We start from the raw sequence: 15,914 nt of genomic DNA, 5'->3' as shown, positions 1-15,914 counted from the left end.
GGGATCGATCTGTACCGGCACAGTCGCGGCATGCGGGCGACGCTGGTCGGGACCTACCAAAGCGTGAAACACGAGTTCTGCGACGACGACGCCGCGAGCTGGGAGAGAGCCTCCAACATCCCGGATTTCAAGATCGACGAGATTCTTCGCCACGCATGTCCCCAGGGCACCTTCGGCTACAAATTGGACATGAGCGCCTGGCAAGCCGGCGTCCAGCTGGCCTTCGAGTTCTGAAGCCGATCCGCCGCGCTCACACCGCGGGCGGGGCCTGCTCGTGCCACTGCGTCTCCTGCTGCAACCGGTACGCTACCTCCAGGAGCAATGCCTCCGAGAATGCCGCTCCCATGAAAGACATGGAGGTAGGCAGGCCGTTCTCGCCGAAGCCGTTGGGGAGACACACCGCTGGCAAGCCGCAAAGATTGCCGGCGGCGATGAGCGCGGGGCCCGGGTTCACGTCCGGATAGGCATTGCGGAACTTCTTGTCCAGCGGTGAGGCGACGTTCGCCCGCGTCGGCGCTGCCACCAGGTCGAAGCGCTGGAAGAGGGCGTTCACCGCCCGCTTCATCGGCGCCCGCAGGCGGAGCGCCTGCACGTAGTCCACCGCCGGCGTCAGCAAGGCGTTGTAGCCACCGATGCGATCCGCGGGACAGCGCAGCTTCGCGACCTCCCCCGATTCGAGGAGCGGCAAGAAAGCGGCGGCGCCCTCGGCATCCACGATGGTGCCGACGCAGGGACCCCAGGGGAAATCGGGCCACTCCACCTCGCGTTCGATGTCGGCGAAGGGGGCGAGCACACGCAGGCTTGATTCGAAATTGTCGCGCACGGCGGTTTGCACCTTCTCGATGCAGCCCTTGGGCACCATGACCCGCAGGCGACGACTGCGTGTGGCCGCCGGCCGCCGCCAGCGGAAGCCGCGGTCCACCGCGGTGGCATCTTCCGGGTCGCTGCCGGCGATCGCCGCGAGCACGAGGCCGCAGTCCTCGGCGCTCCGGCACATGGGTCCGAGCTTGTCGAGCGTCCAGCTGAGCGCCATGGCTCCGTGGCGGCTGACGAGACCGTAGGTGGGTCGGAGCCCGGTCACGCCGCAGTACGCGGACGGCGTCAGGATGCTGCCCGAGGTCTCCGAGCCGATGGCGAAGCCCACGAGACCGGCGGCCACGGCGCTTCCCGGGCCGCTCGACGAGCCGCCACTCCAGTAGGCGCGGTTCCACGGCGTGATGCCCGGACCGGTGAAGGCGGCGTCGGCTTCGTCGTAACCCATGCCACCGGCCAGCTCCACCATGGCGAGCTTCGCCAACAGCACCGCACCGGCGTCGCGCAAACGGCGCACCACCGTGGCGTCGTGGTCGAAGACTTGATTGCGGTACGGTTCGGCGCCCCAAGTCGTGGGCACGCCGCGGGTGGCGAGCAGATCCTTGACGCCGAAGGGCACACCGTGCAGCGGCCCGCGGCTGCGACCGCTGCGCAGGTCGGCGTCGGCGCGCTGCGCTTCTTCGAGCGCCGTGTCCTCCATGAGGGTGACCACGGCGTTCAATTCCCGGCCCTGCGAGCGCAGCCGATCGATGTAGCCCTGGGTCAGCGCCAACGAGGTGAGCTTGCGGCTGCGGAGCATGCGCCCGAGCTCCGCCGCGCTCTTGAAGTAGAGCGGTTCGCTGCTCATCGCGCCGCCTCCGGGGGCAAGGCGCGGAAGACCACGTCGGGTTCGTCGGCATTGGTGAGCGCCGCGGCGCGGAGGGTCTTGCCCGTGCGCGCCGTCCACCCCAGGTTCTCCTGGATGGCTTGCAGCTGCTCCGGCGACAACCGCTGTCCGTAGCGCTGCTTCAGGATCTCGAGCCAGGGGCCGACCTCGACGGGAGTTTCCTCGCTGGGAGCCTGCGCCCGGGCGGCGGCGGCCGCGGCGGCGAGACCGAGACCGGGCAGAGCCGCTCGCGCCCAAGGCGCCGCAGTCACGGCGGCCAGGGCTTGCAGGAAACGCCGGCGGCTCGGTGTCGGTGTCTTCATGAGCTTTCCTCCTCGTCGAGAGCGAAGGTGGCGTGAACCGGTGTGTGATCCGAAGGGTTGGCGGCGCGCCGCGGCTCCCGGTCGATCCCGGCGTCGGTGCAGCGGGCGGCGAGGGGGCGGGAAGCGAAGACGTAGTCGATGCGCAGACCTTCGTTCTTCGCCAAGGCGCCCTGACGGTAGTCCCACCAGGAATACTGCCCCGCTTCTTGGTGGTGCAGGCGGAAGGTATCCACCAGGTTCGGCTCGCAGAGTTGGCGCAAGGCTTCCCGGGCCGCGGGATGGAAGAGCACCTGGGCGCGCCAGAAGAGCGGATCGTGGACATCGCGCTCTTCGGCGGCGACGTTGAAGTCGCCGCACACCGCGTAGCGCGCGGCGGGGTCGTGGCGGTGGTCGAGGAGGGCGCGCAGGCGCGCCAGCCACTGCAGCTTCAGCGCGTAGGCCGGGCTGCCGACGACCTTGCCATTGGGGATGTACGCGGAGTAGACGTGCAAGCCCCGCACGGTGACGCCGAGCAAGCGGGCGCCCTCGGCGTCCAGCGTCTCGTCCCCGAAGCCGCGCGTCGGGTCGCGGAGCGGGGCCCGGGCGACGATGGCGACGCCGTTGTAACCCTTCTGTCCGAAGCTCGCCACCTCGTAGCCGAGGCTGTGGAAGGCATCGCTCGGGAAGGCCTCGTCGGCCACCTTCGTCTCCTGCAGGCAGAGGATGTCGGTTTCGCTCTGCTCGAGCCAAGCGAGCACCGCGTCGAGCCGCACGCGGATGGAGTTGACGTTCCAGCTCGCCAACCGGAGCGGCGTCGCGCTCATGACGGATGGACCCGCACGTCCAGCGGTCGGGCCGAGGCGGTCGCCCGCTCGAGCAGCTGTCGCCAGAAATCGACCCGAAACCACTCCACCATGACAACTCCTCGACCCAGGGGGCGGGCGTTGGCGCGTGGCGCGATGGGGAACGGCTTCGTTTATAGGCGGGGTGCTGGGGGCTGTCAACAGCACTTGCCGGGAGGGGCGGCGCCGGTACAGAATTCCTTGCCGTGGCTTCGAGGTCCGGCGTGCCATGGACCGAGCGGAAGACCCGTCGAGGAGTGTTCGACGAGCGGCCGGGAGCACGATGGGATGAGCAAGGAAACGCTGACGCGGCCGGAAACCTCGTCGTCCCCGCGGGCGCTGCCAGCGCACGAGCCTCTCGTGCACGTCGTGCTCTTGGACGACGACGAGCACACCTACGAGTACGTCGTCCGCATGCTCTGCACGCTTTTCTCCTACTCGGTGCGCGAAGCCTTCGCCATGGCCCGCGAGGTGGACACGACGGGCCGCGTCGTGGTGGCGACGACGCATCGCGAGCGGGCCGAGCTCAAGTGCGAGCAGATCGCCGGCTTCGGGCCGGATCCCCTCGTCGCCACCTCGCACGGTTCCATGCGCGCTCGCATCGAACCCTGCGCCTGAGCGCCCAAATCGCCACTCCGTGGCCCGGGGGAGGCACCCCGCCCCCGGGTACATCGGAAGGAGAGTTCGTGGAGAAACCTACAGCGGCGACGCTCGCTCCGCCTCCAGCGGCCATCACCAAGACCCTCTGGGTGCGGCGCTCGAACCAGACGCCCGCCCTCTACTGGTGGAGCTTGCCGCTGTCGTTGCGCACTCTCGCTTCGACGTTCGCCACCGAGATCGCTTCGATGCAGGCCCTCGTACGCCCTGCTGCAGCGCTCGGTGGTGTGGCCGGCGAGCTCGGCGCCCGGGACCTCGGCTCCGGCGTGGCCCGCGTCGGCGAGGTCGCCGCGCTCCTCCAGGCCTGCGACGACGGCCGCGTCGCTCCTTGCCGCCTGGCGCTCTTCCCGGCGAGCCGCAGCGACGAGGACCTGCAACGCGCCGCGCGCACGCTGGAGCGTGAGTTCGAACGTCAGGGTTTCACCATGGCCATCGTCCCGGGCGGGGATGGCGGCATGCGCCATCGCTTCGCCTTCCGCGTCCCCGGTCGCGTTCTCGAGGCGCTCGAGGTGCTGGCGCTGGGGCGGCGCTTCGGTGGCAATCTCGGTCAGGTAGAGATGGCGCTGCTGCAAGGGCTCCGGCTGCGTGCCGGACAGAGCGCGCGGCTGGAGTTGGTGCTGCAGGGCGGCGGCGTCACCTTGCGCGGCATGGAGCGCGGTGGTCGCCGACGCCTCGTCTACTTGGAGAGCGAGAAAGGCTTCACCGGTGGCAGCGAAGAGCTGACGCTGCGCGAAGCCGTGGGGGCCAGGGTGCGCGAAGCCTGGCGCCGCTTCCCGGTGGGTGTGGTCATGTTCGCCGGGCTGCCGTTCTTCATCGGCGCCTTCTGGGTGCAGGATGCCTGGGCGCGCCGGGCGCGGCCGGCGAGTGACGAGAGCCACCGGCCCCAGGACGAGCGCGGCCGCTCGTGAACGGCCTGCTTCGTCGTCCGTCGACTCCCGACTCTCAGTCCGTGCCGGTCTTGAACTGGCCTTCTTCGGTGGAGCCATGCATCGCCGTGGTCGACGAACGGCCGCTGGCGATCACGTTCGTCACCGCATCGAAGTAGCTCGTTCCCACCTCGCGCTGGTGGCGCACGGCGGTGTAGCCCTGGTGTTCGGCAGCGAACTCCGCCTGCTGCAGCGCCGCGTAGGCCGTCATGCCCAGCCGCTTGTACTGCCGGGCCAGGTCGAACATGTGGAAGTTGAGATTGTGGAAGCCGGCCAAAGTGATGAACTGGAAGCGGTAGCCGAGACCGCCCAGCTCTTCCTGGAAGCGGCCGATCTGGGAAGCATCGAGCTTCGTCGACCAGTTGAAGGAGGGCGAGCAGTTGTAGGCCAAGAGCTTCCCCGGGAAGGCGGCGTGCACCGCGGCGGCGAACTCCCGCGCTTCTCCCAGGTCCGGGGTCGAGGTCTCGCACCACAAGACGTCGGCGTAGGGAGCGTAGGCCAGGGCCCGATCGATGGCGCACTCGAGGCCGCCGCGGATGCGGAAGAAGCCCTCGGGCGTGCGCTGCCCGGTGAGGAAGCGGGAATCCAGGGGATCCACGTCGCTGGTGAGGAGCATGGCGCTGTGCGCGTCGGTGCGGGCGACGAGCAGCGTGGGCACGTCGAGCACGTCGGCCGCGAGACGGGCCGCCGTGAGGGTGCGTAGGAAGGCCGACGCCGGCACCAGCACCTTGCCGCCCAGGTGGCCGCACTTCTTCTCCGCCGCCAGCTGGTCCTCGAAGTGCACCGCCGCGGCGCCGGCGGCGATCATCGCCTTCATGAGCTCGAAGGCGTTGAGCGGGCCGCCGAAACCGGCCTCCGCATCGGCGACGATGGGGACGAACCAATCGATGTCGCCGCTGCCCTCCATGTGCTGGATCTGATCGGCCCGCTGCAGGACGGCGTTGATGCGGCGCACCAGCTCGGGAACGCTGTCGGCCGGATAGAGGCTCTGGTCGGGGTACATTTGCCCGGCGTTGTTGGCGTCCGCAGCCACTTGCCAGCCGCTGACGTAGATGGCCTCCAGGCCGGCCCGCACCATCTGCATCGCCTGGTTCCCGGAGAGCGCGCCGAGGGCGGGAACGAACGAGTGATTGTGCAGCAACTGCCAGAGCTTGCGGGCACCCCGGTCGGCGAGGGTGTACTCGATGCGCAGCGAGCCACGCAGGCGTTCCACGTCGCCGGGGGCGTAGTTGCGCGCGATGCCATGCCAGCGTTGTTTGCTCCACAGATCCGACATCGACGTCACTCCTTCGCGACGGTGGTCGCGGTCAGCTGTTCGTAAGCGGGCAGGGTGAGGAACTCGGCGAAGTGTTCTTGCAGGATCATGTCTTCGAACAGATCGGCAGCGGCGTCGAGACGGCCGCCGTCCCCGCGCCGGCGCCGCAGGTGCTCCAGCGAGGCGTGCAAGGTGCGGCTGACGAGGCTCGTATCGATACGCCTGCCGTCGGCAAGAAGGGCGCCGTGGCGGAGCCACTGCCAGAGCTGGGCGCGGCAGATCTCCGCCGTGGCGGCGTCTTCCATCAAGTCGTAGAGCGGCACGCAGCCGGAACCGCGCAGCCAGGCTTCGAGGTAGAGGATGCCCACGTCGATGTTGTGGCGCAGGCCCGCTTCGGTGATCGTCCCGGTCGGTACCTGCAGCAGGTCCTCCGCAGTGAGGTGGAGATCGTTGAGCCGCCGCTCGAGCTGGTGCGGCCCCGGCACGAGAGAAGCGAAGACGCCGTGCGCCAGCCCGACGAGTCCCGGATGCGCCACCCAGGTGCCGTCGTGGCCGTCCTGGGCTTCGCGTTCCTTGTCGGCCCGCACCTTGGCGAGAGCGGCCTCGTTGCGCGCGGCATCGTCCTTGATGGGGATCTGTGCCGCCATCCCGCCCATCGCATGGGCCCCGCGGCGATGGCAGGTCTCGATGAGCAGCTGACTGTACGAACGCAGGAAGTGCCGGGTCATGCCGATCTGGTCACGATCGGGCAGCACGGACTCGGGGTCGTTGCGGAACTTCTTGATGAAGCTGAAGATGTAATCCCAGCGGCCGCAGTTGAGCCCGGTCGCGTGGGGCCCCAATTCCCAGAGGATCTCGTCCATCTCGAATGCCGCTAGGATGGTTTCGATCAGGACCGTGGCGCGGATCGTGCCGCGAGGAAGGCCGAGGTCGAACTGGGCGGCAGCGAAGACGTCGTTCCACAACCGGGCCTCGAGATGGTTCTCGAGCTTGGGCAGATAGAAGTAGGCCCCGGTGCCGCGCTCCGCCAGTGCCGCGGCGTTGTGGAAGAAGAAGAGGCCGAAGTCGAACAGAGCCCCCGCCACGGGAGTGCCGTCCACGAGCAGGTGTCGCTCCGGCAGGTGCCAACCCCGGGGCCGCACCACCAGGGTCGCGGTCTTGTCGCCGAGGGCGTAGCGCTTGCCCGTTTGCGGGTCCACGTGCTCGATCGTGCCCCGCACAGCGTCGCGCAGGTGGATTTGCCCGTCCACGACGTTGGACCAGGTGGGGCTCAGAGAATCCTCGAAGTCCGCCATGAAGACGTCGGCGCCGGAGTTGAGCGCGTTGATGATCATCTTGCGGTCCGCCGGACCGGTGATCTCGACGCGCCGATCGACGAGGTCCAGCGGTGCCGGCGGCACCCGCCAGCCACTGGCGCGGAGGCGCGCCGTGTCGGGGAGGAAGGCCGGCCGCCAGCCGTCATCGAGGCGCAGTTGGGTGAGATGGCGCGCCTGCAGCAGCTCCTGCCGGCGCGGTTCGAAGCGCCGGTGGAGACGGGCGACGAAGTCGAGCGCCGCCGGGGTCAGAATCTCGCTCTGGGCGGGCGTGGGCTGGTGCTGGAGTTCGATGCTTCCCCCGGATGGCGCAGGCGGCAGCATGGGGCTTCTCCATCGTTGGATGCGGTGGTGCACACCGGCGCGGCTCCAAGGCGTCCCCTGCCAGGGGCGTCTCGAGCCACGACGTCGTGTTTCTAGGCGGAACAGCTTCGATCGGAGCAACGATCGAAGATTGGACAACCCAATTTTAACCGAGCTGGAAGGTGGGTGTAAATGGGGCCAAGGCCTTGCGGCCCTCAGGCCCCGTCCCTACCATGGCGGGCCATGAACCGCGACTTGATCCAGCCCATCACCCTGAAGAGCGTGTTGCTCTTCCCACCCACGGTGCGGCTCGAGCGGGGGAAGCTGACGCAGCTCTATTCCACCGTCTGCGCCTACAAGCCGTACACCCAGTTCGCCTTCCTGCCCGACGGGGCCCGGTTGTTCAACGATCCGGCGACGCAGCTCCGTTTGGCGGCGGACCGCCTGGCCTTCCAGGAGCGCATCCCGGAGAACCAGTCGAGCTACGGCGTCGTCCGGGACTACGAGCGCATGGTGGAAGACTTCTGGAACCTCTTCACCCCCGGGATCTTCGTCACCCAGGAAGTGGTGATGGAAGCCGTGTGGCCCCTGGAAAATGGCTCGGCCACCGACTTCATCGAGGACCGCTTCCTCCGCCTGCGGCGGCAAGAGGTAGCTGCCTTGGGTGCCGACTGCGCCGGCATCGGTCTCAAGCTCGTCTTGCCGCGCCACGGCCCGACGAAGGCGGTGGAGGTGCGGATCGAGCCCCTCTTCCGCGATCCGAAATACCTCTTCCTCGCTGTTTCCACCCAGGAAGTGCAGCCCATCCAGTCCCCCAGTGCGGCGGGAGAGCGGGTGCGCTGGGTGGAGCATTTCCTCGGCCACGAGCTGGCCGATCTGATCGGCACCAAGGTCTCCTGAAGCGAAGGCAGCGGCGTGCGGCGCGTGCTCAGTGCGCGGCGGCGACGGCGGATTCGGTTTGCAGATCGATGAAGTTCTGCTGCGCCAGGGCGCGCTCGACGGCGTCGGCGCTGTGCTCGGCCAGATCGCGATAGATCTCCAGAGCCTGCAAGGGCTCGTCGTCCCGCAGCAGCAGCGCCAGGCGGTGCAGGGCCGCCAAACGGCAGGCATCGCCGCGCGGCTCCAAGCTCTTGGCGCGCGCATACGTGCTCCGTGCCTCGTCGCCGCGCTGCAGCGCCTCGAGGCAGAGGCCGGCCTGATAGACGCTGGCGGCGCGGTAGGCTGCCACGGCCTTCTCCGCTTCCCAGACGTGGGTGAAGTCCTGCACCGCGTCCTCGAGCCGGCCGAGGGTGCGCGCCACGACGCCCATGCGGAACCAGGCTTCGGGAGCGCGCGCGTCGGTGGGGAAGCGACGGACGAAGCGCTCGTAAGCACGCAACGCCTCGGCATGGTTCCCCGCCAGATCGTGACACACCGCCAGGTCGAAGCGGGCAATACGCTCCATCTCGGTGCGGTGGGCGATGATCCGGGTCTTCTCGTTGTACTGCGCCCGGCGCAGCCTGAAGGTCGCCGGGCCGCTCTCCGGCCGCGGGCGCGCCACCTCCGCCTGGGTGGTGAAGGCGACGACGTCGGTGTAGGCACTGAGCGCCTGCTCTAGCTCGCCGCGGCGCATCTGCTCGCAGGCCATCTCGAGCAGTGCCTCCGAGAGGGCATCGCTGCGCGGGCTGCGCACCCGCAGCTCCAGCAAAGAGTTCTGTGCTTCCTCGACGTGCCCCAGAGCGATGAGCGTCTGGACCCGCACCGCTAGTGCGTTTTCCGCCAGCGGATGCTCGGGGTGTTGGGTGAGAAGCAGCCCGTACAAACGCGCCGATTCCTCGAGACGCCCCTGTGCGTACGCCGCTTGCGCGGTGCGGAGCAGGAGATCCGCGGGCAGTGTCGGGACCTGGACGACGACACCCGGATGGCCGTTCTTCAAGAGTCCCCAGAAGAACTCGGGCCACCCAGCGAGTGCCAATGCCAGACCCAAGAGGGCGCAGAGGACGGCGGCCCGCCGGCGCGCGGGGCCATGCAGTCCCGCGGCTTCCCGTCGTTGCCGTCCGAGTCCTGTCTGACGGGACGGTGCAGTGGATGTCAGGTCTTCCGTTCTCATGCCAGTCTCCACACAGCAGTTGACATGCCATGCGGCGCAAAAGGTCTCGTGGTGGCGCAGCCTGACTCGGGACCGGGAGGGTTGCCCTGCCAACAGGGGGCGCGCCCCACCCTGCCTCGAAAGGGGGTTGTCGGGGTCCGAAGGGCTGGCTAGTCTAGCCCCTTGCGCCGCCTGAGCGCTTTGGAGGCTCCATGGGTTTGTTGAGCGGCAAGCGCGCCCTCGTTCTCGGCATCGCCAACGAGCGCAGCCTCGCCCACGCCATCGCCCGGAAGCTCGCGGACGAAGGAGCCACCCTGGCTCTCACCTATCAAGGCGAGGCGCTGGAGGAGCGTGTCCGGGGCTTGGCCGAGCCGCTGCGGGCGGCGCTGGTTCTTCCCTGCGATGTCGGCAAGGACGAGGACATCGACCGGCTCTTCGGCGTGGTGGGGAAGGAATTCGGCGGCCTCGACATCCTGGTGCACGCCATCGCCTTCGCTGGGCGGGAGGCGCTCACTGGGCCGTATTACGGAGTGACCCGGGCTGCTTTCGCCCAAGCCATGGACGTGAGCGTCTATTCCTTCACGGCACTGGCGCGCGGCGCCGCGCCCTTCATGACCCAAGGCGGGGCGCTCCTCACCCTCACCTACTATGGTTCCGAGAAAGTGGTGCGGAATTACAACGTGATGGGGGTCGCCAAGGCGGCGCTGGAAGCGAGCGTCCGCTATCTGGCCGCCGATCTGGGAGCGCAGGGGGTGCGGGTGAACGCCATTTCCGCCGGCCCGGTGAAGACGCTCTCGGCCAAGGGCGTGCGGGACTTCAACAGCGTGCTCAGCGTCGTGGGGGAGAAGGCGCCCTTGCGCCGCAACATCGACGCCATGGAAGTGGGGAGCGCGGCGCTCTTCCTGCTTTCCGATCTCGCCGCTGGAATCACCGGCGAGATCCTGTACGTGGACGCGGGCTACAACATCATCGGCATGTGAGGCACGCCACCAGGCGGCGCCGGGTGGGCCGCCCGGGCGTGCAGAGCGGAGGTGCGGCGATGCCGCCAGCAGGAAGCTTCGAGCACGAGATCCTCGTCCAAGCCACGGGCATGCAAGTTCTCTTCGCCTTCCTGGACGCGGCGGCCATCAAAACCTGGTGGGGGGCGCGCAACGCCGTGGTCGAGCCTCGGCCCGGAGGCCTGTGGGTGGTGCAGTGGGAGTCGGGGTTCGGCGGCGAGGACGATCTCTTGGGCCCTCTCGGCGGCACGCTGGCCGGCATCCTGGACCGCTCCCAGGCAGGGCACTTCGTGCACTTCGGCGCGCTGCACTGGCTGACGCCGCGGGGCGAGGTCTTCGGCCCCACCCGCTTCGAGATCGAGGTGCGCTCCAAGAGCAACCCGCGCGAGGCGCCAGCGCTGCTCCGGGTGACCGGTAGCGCCTATCCATCCGGTCCACGCTGGGATCGCGTCCTCGACTTGCACCGCCGCGGCTGGGAGAGGACCATCCGGGATCTCAAGACCTGGTGCGAAACGCAGGCACCGGCGCAGCCCGAGCCGCACCTCATGGGTCTTGGCGAGTCGTATCTCGCCGAAGCGGTGCTGCAGCGCCGCCGCATCTCGTAGCGCGTCCCTCTCTCCCTTGCTCGATCCGCTGAGGAGGACTCATGGGACGACATCGAGTCGCGACCGCGATCGTGCTGTGGGGCCTCCTCGGTTGCCGCGAGCAGAGCCCCCTCGCCCCAGATGTCGAGCACAGCCCCTTCGCCGCAGACGTGCCGCTCGAGATCTACCTGCTCGATGATTTTCGGCACGAGCCCGTCGACGTTGCGGTCGATGGGAAGCAGCTCTACACCGGGACCGTAGGCGCGGTGCCGTTTTCAGGTCCGGCGGTCACGATCAACGCGATCGAGAAGCCTGGCAGGCACCGCCTCGAAGTGCGCGTGGCGGAGCAACACTCCACCTCGGAACTGGTCCTCGCTGCACCTACGTATGTGATCATCACTCTGGGCGAGCAGAACTTGTTGCGCATCACGGTCACACGGGAGCAGCCTTTCTGGATGTAGAATGTGCCTCGGCTCAACCTGAGTGAGTCGCCACCGAGGGTCGAGGAAGCTGCACGCCATGAGCGAAGTGTCCGTCTTCCGGCTCTATCTGCTCAGGGCCATGTACCTGCTGCTCGCTGCCGGCCTGGGCATCACCATCTGGCCAGGGATCCTTGCACCGCCGGACGATCTCTCCCACATGGCAAGCGTCGTGCGCAGCGTGCTCGGGGCGATTGGCCTCCTTGCGCTCCTGGGAGTTCGCTATCCTCTCCAGATGCTGCCGCTGCTTCTCTTCGAGCTCCTATGGAAGTTCATCTGGGTTCTCGCCTTCGGGCTTCCCTTGTGGCGCAGCGACCGACTGGACGCAAACACGGGAGAGACGCTCCGCGACTGCCTCATGGGAGTGGTCCTGGTGGCGATCGCGATGCCCTGGGGCTATGTCTTCACTCACTACCTGCGCAGGTCGGGAGATCGCTGGAGCAGAACGAGACAAGGCGTCCCAGCCGACGGGCCTCGTCCTGCGGGTTCGGCCCACGGCTGAAGGCCCGGTGGTTTTGGGCAGAGGAGCCGATCAAGCCTTCACGGGCACTCGAGAGGAGAACCAGGTCATGAGTTCAAAGCCGCTTGTCCTCAGACCAGCCGATCGCAAGCCAGCTCTTACCGTCCTCGGCACTCAGGTCGCTGTTCTCGCCTCAGGAGCAGATATTGAAGATCAGCAGATCACGGTGCAGTCGGGTGACGAAGGAACGGGACCACCGCCACACAGCCACGATTGGGACGAGACGTTCTACGTGACCCAGGGCCAGGTGGTATTCACCTGTGCGGATGAAACCACCCGGTGCGCTGCAGGTACGCTCGTCCATGTTCCGGCCGGTACCGTTCATGCATTTCAGTATGGTTCGGGTGGCGGTGAGGTGCTGGAAATCACCGGGAAACGAAGCAATGCGGTGCCGATGTTCACTGCACTGGATCGCGAGATTCCACCCGGATCGCTGGATGTCGCAAAAGCGATCCAAGTGCTGGGTCAGAACGGGGTCAAGGTCCACATGTGATGCGGTGCGCCTGGTTCCGGGCCCGTGGGCTGCCCATGCCGGCTTTCGTCGTCGCGAGGGCCGCGTGAGCCCGAGCACGACCGAAGTCGGGGACCCGATCCAACGACACTCCGGCGCAGAGATGCCATTCTCAGCCAGCGGTGACGCGATGCTCGTTCTTGTCGTCGGTGGCACCCGCGGAACTGGGCTGCTTGCCGCGCGTTTGCTCCAGCAGCAGGGCTACGGCGTCCGCGTGCTGGCAAGAGATCCGAGGGGAGTGAAAGCGCACACCGGCCCGAGCATCGAGATCGTCCAAGGCGACGTCACGAAAGCGGAGACTCTCGTGCCGGCCGTGCAGGGCGTCCGGGCCATCCTGTACACGGCGGGGGTTCGCAGTGGGCATTGGGCTGGAGAGGATCGGATCAAGCACACCGATTTCGAAGGGGTCACGCACACCTTGTCGGCCGCTCGCACTGCTGGTTCTGTGGAGCGCTTCGTCTACATGACTTCGATCGGTGGGGTCGCGCCGTCGTTCTCGGCGACGCTTCTGAACCTGGTCAAGCGCAACGTGCTCAAGTGGCGCCGGCGCGCCGAAGACGCGATTCGCGTGAGCGGCATGAACTACTCCGTCGTGCGCGCTGGATTCCTGGTGAATGCGCCCGGAGGGGGGCGCTCCGTACAGATCAGCCAAGGCGACCTGCCGCTCGGGCCGCGTTATCGGATCGCCCGAGCCGACGTAGCGGAAGTCCTCGTGGAGGCGCTTTACCATGGTGGGGCGTCGCACGCGACCTTCGAGGTGGTCTGGGGAGATGGGCCCCGTCGACAAGGAGTCGCGGAGATGTTGAGCCGGCTCCGGCCGGACTCCACAACGGCCTAGCAGCCCGCAGAGGTGACTCCCAATGAGAATCCTGGAAGCGTCAGATAGGAGACCGCCGATGTTGTCTGAGACGTCGATCGCGTATGCTCGGTGCAATGATCCGCCGCTCTCTCGGTAGCGAGGAAGGTCAGCAGAAGAATGCCTCTGCCGTCGTTCGGCAGACGAAGTGAGGTCGAGCGAGCGTGACTAGGAGCGTGAATGGGAGGGAAGCTGCATTCCTGATCCTGCTTTTCCTGGGCACGATGGCACTCGTGGGGGGCCTGCTGTGGACACGGCTGCACTGGCGGGCAGACCTCGCGCCATACGGCCGGCAGACACGCTGGCTCGACGTCGCCCTGCATCCGGAGCGCTACGCGAAGCTCCACGCTTTGCACGTCATACGAACGCTGAACCTTACAGGAGCTCTGCTTGTGGCGAGCGCATTCGGCATCCTGGCGTACGAGGCATTCAGGAGTTTCGCTGGCCGATGAATACTCCGCTGGGGGCGAGAGAGATGGGGATCCAAGGGATCGACCATGTGCAGCTGGCGATGCCGGCTGGCCGAGAGGCAGAAGCCCGCGAGTTCTACTCTAGACTCCTAGGTCTTCCCGAGGTTCCGAAGCCGCTCGCCCTCGCGCAACGGGGTGGCGCCTGGTTCGAGAGCGGGTCGGTCAATATTCATCTCGGGGTCGAAGCAGACTCTCGTCCTGCCCGGAAGGCGCATCCGGCCCTGCTCGGGCGCGACCTCTCGGTGCTGGTCGAGTGTCTTCGCGAAGCGGGTGTTGATGTAGTGGAAGAGCCTCTCCCCGGTTTTTCTCGCTTTTACGTCGCTGATCCCTTCGGGAATCGCATCGAGCTGATGGAGCCCATGCCGTGACGCTTGGCTGCGAAGCAGTCTGAGAACGCTTTGTCCGTGAAGCGGCCCCTAAGGCTCTGGCCGGAAAGGCGGCGAAACTCCATGGAGCCGATCATTGACCACATACAGATCAGCGTCAAAGACATGCGCATTGCGGTGCCATTCTACGACAAGCTCCTGCCTCTCTTGGGGTTCAGCATTCAAAACAGGGTCAGCGCGGTCATCGAAGAGCACGAGCTTCACGTCGTGGAGTACACCCATCCACGGTTGGCATTTGCCATCAGCTCACCGAGGCAGGCTTTCATCGGTGAGACGGTCCATCGCAGAAAGCCGGGAGCACTCCATCATCTCGCGTTCAAAGCGGCGTCTCGCGTCGAGGTCGACAGGTTGCATGTTGCACTGAAGGCAATGGAGGCCACGATCGTGAGTCCGCCCCGAGAGTATCCAGAATATACCCCGCCCGGCTACTACGCTCTCTTCTTCAAGGATCCGGACGGCATCAAGTACGAGATTGTATGCCATGGGCACCATGGAGCCTAACGGACGCCCCGGTTCAGCGGCGGGCCGCGCAGCGGACCGTCCGCTGCAACCGGTTGTTAGGCCGCAAATGACCACGCGCACCCTTGAACAATCAGAATCTCTTCCCATTAGGTCTCGCGGACAGGCTCGTAGGTAAGGAGGGCGAGGTCGCCCGCGACGGTCTTGTTTCCGATGAGGCGCATGGGTTTCTTGTCGCTGGTCTCGGCGAAAAGGCGCTTGCCGATCCCGAGTACGACTGGGTAGATCATCATCCGCAGCTCGTCGACGAGATCGTGCTCGAGCAGCGTGTGCAGGAGCTGGAAGCTGCCGGCGACGACGATGTCGCCGGTTACGTGCTGCTTCAGTCTCGAAGCCTCACTCACCGCGTCGCCCTTGAGCACCGTCGTGTTGTTCCAGGCGGGAGCTTGGAGCGTCGATGACACGACGTACTTCGGCTTGCTGTTCAGCCTATCCGCCAGGGCGCCAGTCCGGGATGGCCACCGCGCGGCCAAGAACTCGTAGGTGCGTCGACCCAGCAGCATGGCTTCGGTACCCAGCGCCTCGTCGAGCGCGACCTTGGCTGCTTCTTCACGACCCCGGTCGCCGATACGACCGACCCAACCGCCGTGCCTGAACCCCTCGTCACCGGCCGGGTCCTGGATGACGCCGTCGAGCGTGACGTTTTCGGTGACGATGATCTTTCCCAATTCGGTTCTCCTTTCGTGGGTGCCGCCGCGCGCTCGAGGAAGCCTGTGAAGTACCTGTGCAGACTTCGGAACGCGTGCTCCTCGTTCATGCCGCGCCTAACGCTCCGGTTCAGCGGCGGGCCGCGCAGCGGACCGTCCGCTGCAACCGGTTGTTAGACGCCAGCGCCTGAGTTCTCAAGGCTTACGTTCCATGGGATTCTCTCGGGAGGTCTGCTGCCGGAGCTGTTGGGCGAGCCCGATGAGAATTCCTTCGGGACCCCGGATGTAGCAGAGCCGGTAGATGTCTTCGTAATTGACGACTTCATCGACCACCGTCGCACCGAGCTTGCTGAGCCGGGCGAGGGTGTCTTCGATGTCCTCGACGGTGAACATGACGCGCAGGTATCCCAACGAGTTCACGGGGGCTGTGCGGTGATCGGACGCGATGGCGGGGGCGTCGAAGCGCGAGAGCTCGAGGCGGCTGTGGCCGTCGGGGGTGCGCATCATGGCGATCTCGACGCGCTGGCCGCGCACTCCGGTGACGCGGCCGGCCCATTCGCCTTCGATGGGCATGCGGCCTTCGAGGGTAAGGCCGAGTTC

Annotated in this window: 20 protein-coding genes; 12 read left to right on the top strand and 8 right to left on the bottom strand. The window is 67.0% G+C overall.

Annotated features, from left to right (window positions below):
- A partial coding sequence (locus VFE28_01435; protein ID HZM14636.1) for a hypothetical protein occupies nucleotides 1–234 on the top strand: 234 nt, incomplete at its 5' end.
- 16 nt (nucleotides 235–250) lie between these two features.
- On the opposite strand, the gene VFE28_01430 is transcribed toward VFE28_01435, so the two are convergent.
- The 3 genes from VFE28_01430 to VFE28_01420 are packed head-to-tail and all read right to left on the bottom strand — an operon-like array spanning nucleotide 251 to nucleotide 2,804.
- Nucleotides 251–1,660 carry an amidase gene (locus tag VFE28_01430; protein ID HZM14635.1) on the bottom strand — a complete coding sequence of 470 codons (1,410 nt, stop codon included), beginning with the start codon at nucleotides 1,658–1,660 and terminating at the stop codon, nucleotides 251–253.
- Complete coding sequence (locus VFE28_01425) at nucleotides 1,657–2,001, bottom strand: hypothetical protein (protein ID HZM14634.1); 345 nt, start codon at nucleotides 1,999–2,001, stop codon at nucleotides 1,657–1,659. The genes VFE28_01430 and VFE28_01425 overlap by 4 nt, the downstream gene beginning before the upstream one ends.
- Nucleotides 1,998–2,804 (bottom strand): exodeoxyribonuclease III, encoded by an 807-nt coding sequence (locus tag VFE28_01420; protein ID HZM14633.1) that lies wholly within the window; start codon nucleotides 2,802–2,804, stop codon nucleotides 1,998–2,000. The genes VFE28_01425 and VFE28_01420 overlap by 4 nt, the downstream gene beginning before the upstream one ends.
- A gap of 306 nt (nucleotides 2,805–3,110) precedes the next feature.
- Between VFE28_01420 and VFE28_01415 the strand changes: the two genes are divergently transcribed.
- A complete protein-coding gene (locus VFE28_01415) occupies nucleotides 3,111–3,440 on the top strand; it encodes an ATP-dependent Clp protease adaptor ClpS (GenBank protein ID HZM14632.1) in 330 nt (109 codons plus the stop codon).
- 68 nt (nucleotides 3,441–3,508) lie between these two features.
- On the top strand, nucleotides 3,509–4,387 hold the full coding sequence (locus VFE28_01410) for a hypothetical protein (protein ID HZM14631.1): 879 nt from the start codon (nucleotides 3,509–3,511) through the stop codon (nucleotides 4,385–4,387).
- A gap of 34 nt (nucleotides 4,388–4,421) precedes the next feature.
- Here VFE28_01410 and aceA read toward each other — a convergent pair whose 3' ends face one another.
- Together aceA and aceB are read right to left on the bottom strand one after the other, a co-directional pair.
- Nucleotides 4,422–5,681, bottom strand: a complete 1,260-nt coding sequence (aceA, locus tag VFE28_01405; GenBank protein HZM14630.1) for an isocitrate lyase — start codon at nucleotides 5,679–5,681, stop codon at nucleotides 4,422–4,424.
- 5 nt (nucleotides 5,682–5,686) lie between these two features.
- On the bottom strand, nucleotides 5,687–7,297 hold the full coding sequence (gene aceB, locus VFE28_01400; GenBank protein ID HZM14629.1) for a malate synthase A: 1,611 nt from the start codon (nucleotides 7,295–7,297) through the stop codon (nucleotides 5,687–5,689).
- A 222-nt stretch (nucleotides 7,298–7,519) separates the two neighbouring features.
- Here aceB and VFE28_01395 point away from each other — a divergent pair, with 222 nt between their 5' ends.
- On the top strand, nucleotides 7,520–8,176 hold the full coding sequence (locus VFE28_01395) for a hypothetical protein (protein ID HZM14628.1): 657 nt from the start codon (nucleotides 7,520–7,522) through the stop codon (nucleotides 8,174–8,176).
- A gap of 28 nt (nucleotides 8,177–8,204) precedes the next feature.
- On the opposite strand, the gene VFE28_01390 is transcribed toward VFE28_01395, so the two are convergent.
- Entirely contained in the window at nucleotides 8,205–9,365 is a 1,161-nt protein-coding gene (locus VFE28_01390) for a tetratricopeptide repeat protein (protein HZM14627.1), read from the bottom strand.
- 191 nt (nucleotides 9,366–9,556) lie between these two features.
- Between VFE28_01390 and VFE28_01385 the strand changes: the two genes are divergently transcribed.
- The 8 genes from VFE28_01385 (at nucleotide 9,557) to VFE28_01350 (ending at nucleotide 14,649) form a co-directional block, all read left to right on the top strand.
- Nucleotides 9,557–10,324, top strand: coding sequence for an enoyl-ACP reductase (locus tag VFE28_01385; protein HZM14626.1), 768 nt, complete (start codon nucleotides 9,557–9,559; stop codon nucleotides 10,322–10,324).
- Between the two features lie 59 nt (nucleotides 10,325–10,383).
- Nucleotides 10,384–10,947 carry a hypothetical protein gene (locus VFE28_01380; GenBank protein ID HZM14625.1) on the top strand — a complete coding sequence of 188 codons (564 nt, stop codon included), beginning with the start codon at nucleotides 10,384–10,386 and terminating at the stop codon, nucleotides 10,945–10,947.
- Nucleotides 10,948–10,988: 41 nt separating this feature from the next.
- The gene (locus VFE28_01375) at nucleotides 10,989–11,387 is read left to right on the top strand and encodes a hypothetical protein (protein HZM14624.1); all 399 of its coding nucleotides are present in this window, start codon (nucleotides 10,989–10,991) and stop codon (nucleotides 11,385–11,387) included.
- Nucleotides 11,388–11,445: 58 nt separating this feature from the next.
- Entirely contained in the window at nucleotides 11,446–11,907 is a 462-nt protein-coding gene (locus tag VFE28_01370) for a hypothetical protein (protein HZM14623.1), read from the top strand.
- Between the two features lie 67 nt (nucleotides 11,908–11,974).
- Complete coding sequence (locus VFE28_01365; protein HZM14622.1) at nucleotides 11,975–12,418, top strand: cupin domain-containing protein; 444 nt, start codon at nucleotides 11,975–11,977, stop codon at nucleotides 12,416–12,418.
- Nucleotides 12,419–12,566: 148 nt separating this feature from the next.
- On the top strand, nucleotides 12,567–13,274 hold the full coding sequence (locus tag VFE28_01360) for an SDR family oxidoreductase (protein HZM14621.1): 708 nt from the start codon (nucleotides 12,567–12,569) through the stop codon (nucleotides 13,272–13,274).
- Nucleotides 13,275–13,767: 493 nt separating this feature from the next.
- On the top strand, nucleotides 13,768–14,130 hold the full coding sequence (locus tag VFE28_01355) for a VOC family protein (protein HZM14620.1): 363 nt from the start codon (nucleotides 13,768–13,770) through the stop codon (nucleotides 14,128–14,130).
- Nucleotides 14,131–14,211: 81 nt separating this feature from the next.
- Complete coding sequence (locus VFE28_01350; GenBank protein ID HZM14619.1) at nucleotides 14,212–14,649, top strand: VOC family protein; 438 nt, start codon at nucleotides 14,212–14,214, stop codon at nucleotides 14,647–14,649.
- A gap of 107 nt (nucleotides 14,650–14,756) precedes the next feature.
- On the opposite strand, the gene VFE28_01345 is transcribed toward VFE28_01350, so the two are convergent.
- Entirely contained in the window at nucleotides 14,757–15,335 is a 579-nt protein-coding gene (locus tag VFE28_01345) for a dihydrofolate reductase family protein (GenBank protein HZM14618.1), read from the bottom strand.
- A 174-nt stretch (nucleotides 15,336–15,509) separates the two neighbouring features.
- Nucleotides 15,510–15,914, bottom strand: a 405-nt coding sequence (locus VFE28_01340; GenBank protein HZM14617.1) for a VOC family protein, incomplete at its 5' end; no start/stop codon positions are given.

It is taken from the genome of Candidatus Krumholzibacteriia bacterium, assembly GCA_035649275.1.
Classification (GTDB): Bacteria; Krumholzibacteriota; Krumholzibacteriia.
The sequence above is the reverse complement of the archived record's forward strand: the minus strand, read 5'-3'. Positions and strand labels throughout refer to the sequence as shown.

What these genes read in the sequence shown, in the direction of transcription:
- VFE28_01430 (HZM14635.1), bottom strand. Translation starts at nt 1,660, where the DNA reads ATGAGCAGCGAACCGCTCTACTTCAAGAGCGCGGCGGAGCTCGGGCGC.
- VFE28_01425 (HZM14634.1), bottom strand. Translation starts at nt 2,001, where the DNA reads ATGAAGACACCGACACCGAGCCGCCGGCGTTTCCTGCAAGCCCTGGCC.
- VFE28_01420 (HZM14633.1), bottom strand. Translation starts at nt 2,804, where the DNA reads ATGAGCGCGACGCCGCTCCGGTTGGCGAGCTGGAACGTCAACTCCATC.
- VFE28_01415 (HZM14632.1), top strand. Translation starts at nt 3,111, where the DNA reads ATGAGCAAGGAAACGCTGACGCGGCCGGAAACCTCGTCGTCCCCGCGG.
- aceA (HZM14630.1), bottom strand. Translation starts at nt 5,681, where the DNA reads ATGTCGGATCTGTGGAGCAAACAACGCTGGCATGGCATCGCGCGCAAC.
- aceB (HZM14629.1), bottom strand. Translation starts at nt 7,297, where the DNA reads ATGCTGCCGCCTGCGCCATCCGGGGGAAGCATCGAACTCCAGCACCAG.
- VFE28_01395 (HZM14628.1), top strand. Translation starts at nt 7,520, where the DNA reads ATGAACCGCGACTTGATCCAGCCCATCACCCTGAAGAGCGTGTTGCTC.
- VFE28_01390 (HZM14627.1), bottom strand. Translation starts at nt 9,365, where the DNA reads ATGAGAACGGAAGACCTGACATCCACTGCACCGTCCCGTCAGACAGGA.
- VFE28_01385 (HZM14626.1), top strand. Translation starts at nt 9,557, where the DNA reads ATGGGTTTGTTGAGCGGCAAGCGCGCCCTCGTTCTCGGCATCGCCAAC.
- VFE28_01380 (HZM14625.1), top strand. Translation starts at nt 10,384, where the DNA reads ATGCCGCCAGCAGGAAGCTTCGAGCACGAGATCCTCGTCCAAGCCACG.
- VFE28_01375 (HZM14624.1), top strand. Translation starts at nt 10,989, where the DNA reads ATGGGACGACATCGAGTCGCGACCGCGATCGTGCTGTGGGGCCTCCTC.
- VFE28_01370 (HZM14623.1), top strand. Translation starts at nt 11,446, where the DNA reads ATGAGCGAAGTGTCCGTCTTCCGGCTCTATCTGCTCAGGGCCATGTAC.
- VFE28_01365 (HZM14622.1), top strand. Translation starts at nt 11,975, where the DNA reads ATGAGTTCAAAGCCGCTTGTCCTCAGACCAGCCGATCGCAAGCCAGCT.
- VFE28_01360 (HZM14621.1), top strand. Translation starts at nt 12,567, where the DNA reads ATGCTCGTTCTTGTCGTCGGTGGCACCCGCGGAACTGGGCTGCTTGCC.
- VFE28_01355 (HZM14620.1), top strand. Translation starts at nt 13,768, where the DNA reads ATGGGGATCCAAGGGATCGACCATGTGCAGCTGGCGATGCCGGCTGGC.
- VFE28_01350 (HZM14619.1), top strand. Translation starts at nt 14,212, where the DNA reads ATGGAGCCGATCATTGACCACATACAGATCAGCGTCAAAGACATGCGC.